Annotated in this window: 5 protein-coding genes; 2 read left to right on the forward strand and 3 right to left on the reverse strand. The window is 50.7% G+C overall.

Annotated elements, in window-relative coordinates:
• Positions 1-369: 369 nt before the first annotated feature.
• The 3 genes from AC2I9W_RS17535 to AC2I9W_RS17545 form a co-directional block, all read right to left on the reverse strand.
• Positions 370-918, reverse strand: coding sequence for a lipocalin family protein (locus AC2I9W_RS17535; RefSeq protein ID WP_486411195.1), 549 nt, complete (start codon positions 916-918; stop codon positions 370-372).
• A 564-nt stretch (positions 919-1,482) separates the two neighbouring features.
• On the reverse strand, positions 1,483-1,830 hold the full coding sequence (locus AC2I9W_RS17540) for a PRC-barrel domain-containing protein (RefSeq protein WP_486411196.1): 348 nt from the start codon (positions 1,828-1,830) through the stop codon (positions 1,483-1,485).
• A 35-nt stretch (positions 1,831-1,865) separates the two neighbouring features.
• Positions 1,866-2,162, reverse strand: a complete 297-nt coding sequence (locus AC2I9W_RS17545) for an ElaB/YgaM/YqjD family protein (RefSeq protein ID WP_486411197.1) — start codon at positions 2,160-2,162, stop codon at positions 1,866-1,868.
• A gap of 342 nt (positions 2,163-2,504) precedes the next feature.
• Here AC2I9W_RS17545 and AC2I9W_RS17550 point away from each other — a divergent pair, with 342 nt between their 5' ends.
• Both AC2I9W_RS17550 and AC2I9W_RS17555 read left to right on the forward strand, forming a co-directional pair.
• A complete protein-coding gene (locus AC2I9W_RS17550) occupies positions 2,505-2,756 on the forward strand; it encodes a hypothetical protein (RefSeq protein ID WP_486411198.1) in 252 nt (83 codons plus the stop codon).
• Positions 2,757-2,802: 46 nt separating this feature from the next.
• The gene (locus tag AC2I9W_RS17555; protein ID WP_486411199.1) at positions 2,803-3,642 is read left to right on the forward strand and encodes an alpha/beta fold hydrolase; all 840 of its coding nucleotides are present in this window, start codon (positions 2,803-2,805) and stop codon (positions 3,640-3,642) included.
• Positions 3,643-3,742: the final 100 nt, after the last annotated feature.

A 3,742-nucleotide genomic window follows, 5' to 3' on the forward strand; every position in this document is an offset into this window, starting at 1 on the left:
GCGCTTGGCTGTCCAGCGTTTAACTTCTTCTTGATCTTTCATCTGTCAGGTCCTTTCTTCAAGTTTAGGACCTGTGCAGCTTTTTACTGGGTCAATACATAACTTCACTTATTCGGGCCAAAAGGGGCTTGAGTTGGATCGCCTGGCTGAGTTGGTGCAGGCGCGGCTGAAGGCGGCTCTACTGGATGTGGAGTCGGTGCGGTCATGCCCCCGGTGGCCGGTGGTCTGGTTTCCAGTTCGGGCTTGGGCATTTTGTCATCACAGGCGCTCAAAGCACCGGCAACCGCGAGGAGAGCAATTGCGGATATTGACTTCATGAAGTTGTCCTTTCTAAAGATTAAGGCGCATACCACTTCCAGGCTATTTGGCTTATTGCTCTACAGCCCTGACTCGGCTCATATCCACCCCCAACTCTTGAGCAATTCGCAGCAATTGCCTAAATTTCCGATCGGGGATGCTCTTGGTACGAGACAGCAGCCAGAAGTAATCAAGGCTGCTGCCGATGACTAGTGCAGTCTGATAACCATCGTCGAGACTCACAATGTTGTAGCCACCATAGAAGGGACCGAAGAACGAAACTTTCAACGCTGCGACGTCAGGCTCACCCAGAAAGCGAGCTTTGCCCTGAGACTCCTTCCACGCGTTCTTTTCTTCGCTGTAGCCACGGTTTATTACTGTCACGGTCCCATCTTCTTCCAGACTGTAATGCGCTGAGGTTCGTGACAGCCCCTTCTCGAAACGATGATCGATTCGAGCGAGCTCGTACCAAGTTCCCATATAGCGTTTGGCATCGAAACCTGTCACTGGCTCGATCCCACTAGGAACTGTCACAGTACACCCAGACACAGCTACGGCAGCTCCGGCTGCGACTGCCGTCAGTGCGACCACCCTGAAAACCATGCCTTTGAAAATTCTCATTTTTTTCCTTTGATCTCATTCAAATCCCGATGAAGACATCGGTGCACGCTTGCAAAGTACTCGCAGCTGGCGAAGGTTTCGGCTTGGTATCGAGCCAGTTGTCATAGCACTTCAACCTTTGCTATTTGTGCAGACTGCGTCTCCGAAATCTGCTGCTTTACTCGTTGAGCTTGCTTGATTTGACGAGTCTTTAGGAAACAAATCTTCCCGTGCTCCCTCTATTGGATTCGGACTATTGGGGTCAGAGGGATCCATCGGGTCTGCCGGATATTGAGGCCGCTGAGAAGGGTTCGGGTTGCTGGGCTTTTCAGGTGTTGGTATCGATGGAGCTGAAACCACGGATTTTGCTGAATGACTTCTAGGTGCAGTCGAAGACTTCCGGTGTTGCTCAGCAATGATGGTTGGCTCAGATGCTTGGTTCTCTCCAGGTTTTTCAGTGTTGTGATGTGAGTGCTCAATCGACTGAGTTCGTTGTTGCTCTGGCATAACAAGCTCCTAAAAGGACTGGATTGTTCAAACGCAGCACTGAGAAGCGCTCAGCCAGAGACGCTTCTCAGCTTTCAATTAGATCCACGGCACACCGTAGTAGTCATAAACGCGTCGGCCATAGTCTTCCGTGTATTCCGGCACGGTGTCCGATGCATATTTAGGCCCTTGACGCAGTTGCTCCTTGTCAAGCGATACGACGTAGCCTTGTTGGGTCACGTCATATTTGAGGGTTGTCCATGGCAACGGATAGCGATCCGTACCCATGCCCAGAAAACCACCAAATTCCATGATGGCGTAGCGAACCTGACCAGAAATTTTGTCGATCATCAGAGACTCAATCGAGCCCAATTTTTCTCCGGCTGGGTTGTACACATTCGTACCATCAACCTTAGAAGACGAGATGACGCTAGATGCTGTATTCATAATATCTCCTTGGGGGGGAAGGTATTCAAGATGGCTTAACGCCTGCTGAGGGCGAACCCAAGCAAAGCACCGACTGCTAGTGCGCCACCTACTGCTCGCCATGGTGAGTCATGCATATAGTCGTCCGCAGATTGGACTGCAGCTCGAGACTCATCTACTGCCGCAGCCGATGTGGATCTCACCTTTTCCAAGGTGGAGGCCGCTTTGTTGAAGATCATGGATGCGGCAGGGTCGGCATCACGACCTTTGGTCGCCAGGACCTCTTTCAGATCATCCAGTAGCTGGCTCAGATCCTTGGAAAGGTCTGCTGCCGTTGCTTTTCGAAATCTCATGTGAGCTCCTTTCTTGAACAGATGAGTGTTCAGACTAAGCGGCTGAGAATGCTGAGCTTGTAGGTCATGTGCGGACCAGCCACATTGAAATGTGTCCTAAGGAAACGCCTTCTTGAGCTCGAAAATGAAGATAAATCTGCCTGAGAAGCACTCGGATTTCTTCTCTAGTCCCCGCCCACAGGTATGACTGTGATAAATGCAGCGAAGCAAGTGCCTCAAGATTCGCATGAAAGTTCAGTAAACATCTTGGCATTGCACTAACAGTTGGAAACATATCCTCTTGGATGGCCTACACGGTAGCTTTTCTGTGTGCATGAGACTGATCTTTCAAAGGAGGTTCATATGAAGCCTAAAGATCAGTTGAAAGTAGCCAGCCCTGACGAAGCCAAGGTAAACCTCGCGAAAAAAGGGGATGCAGCGGCCCATGGCAGCGAGTCCATGCTTCCTCATGAGCGCGATCAGTCATTGCATTCAACAAGCGGGAATGTGCATCCTGAGATGGAACTAGCCCATGACGACCTCAAAAAAGGCTTGGTTGACACCGATGCCAGAGCGAAGGATGGGCGCCCCATCGGCAGCCGAAGAACGACTTAGTGGTTCTGTCATACCTTCTCATTACCCAACCAGCTAAGGAGAGCCAATGCCATACATTGATATTTCCCAGTCCCAATCCAAACCAGTGAAGCTGCATTACCAAGACTTTGGAGAAGGTGCACCCGTAGTTCTTATTCATGGTTGGCCGCTGAGTGGGCGCACATGGGAGCCCCAGGTCGCCGACTTGGTTGATGCTGGATTTAGAGTCATCACATACGACAGGCGAGGTTTTGGAGCGTCGTCTCAACCATGGAGCGGTTATGACTATGACTCGCTGGCCCGAGACCTCAACGAGTTGATCACTGAACTCGAGCTGAAGAGTGTTTCCTTGGTTGGTTTCTCAATGGGAGGAGGAGAGGTTGCTCGGTACATCGGCGCTTATGGAACCGCTTTTATTCGATGTGCAGTGTTTGCTGCCGCTGTTCCACCGTTCTTGCTCCAAGAGGCCTCGAATCTAGACGGTGCTGTGACTGAAGAGGACGTGTTGAAGAAGGAGCTAGCAGTCCTGGAGGACCGCATGCAATTTCTCGATGAATTCACGCATAAATTCTTCTCAAATGCGGAAGGAACCCTCTTGGTTAGCGAGGCCCAGCGCGAATACGCCAAAACCATCGCTGCTTTTGCATCTCCAAAGGCGACACATGCATGCATCGGCTCATTTTCAAAAACCGACTTCCGGGAGGACCTTCAAAAAATTGATGTGCCTACGTTGATCATTCACGGCGACAGTGACCGAATTGTCCCAATGGAGGTCAGCGGCTTACGTACACATCAGATGGTGCAAGGCAGTGAAATACATGTCATCAGGAATGGGCCACATGGATGCAACCTCTCGCATGCCAAAGAGTTCAACCGTGTACTCATTGACTTCATCAAAGCACACTGAGCGGTCTACGCTCATGCAATGAAAGGAGATAGCAGAAGTGGCTCCGGTTTTTTGAACAGCTAGCTAAGCGAGATCTTTCCCCGTAAAAATGGCCTGACAG

It is taken from the genome of Comamonas sp. FUJ_7 (genome assembly GCF_057369555.1).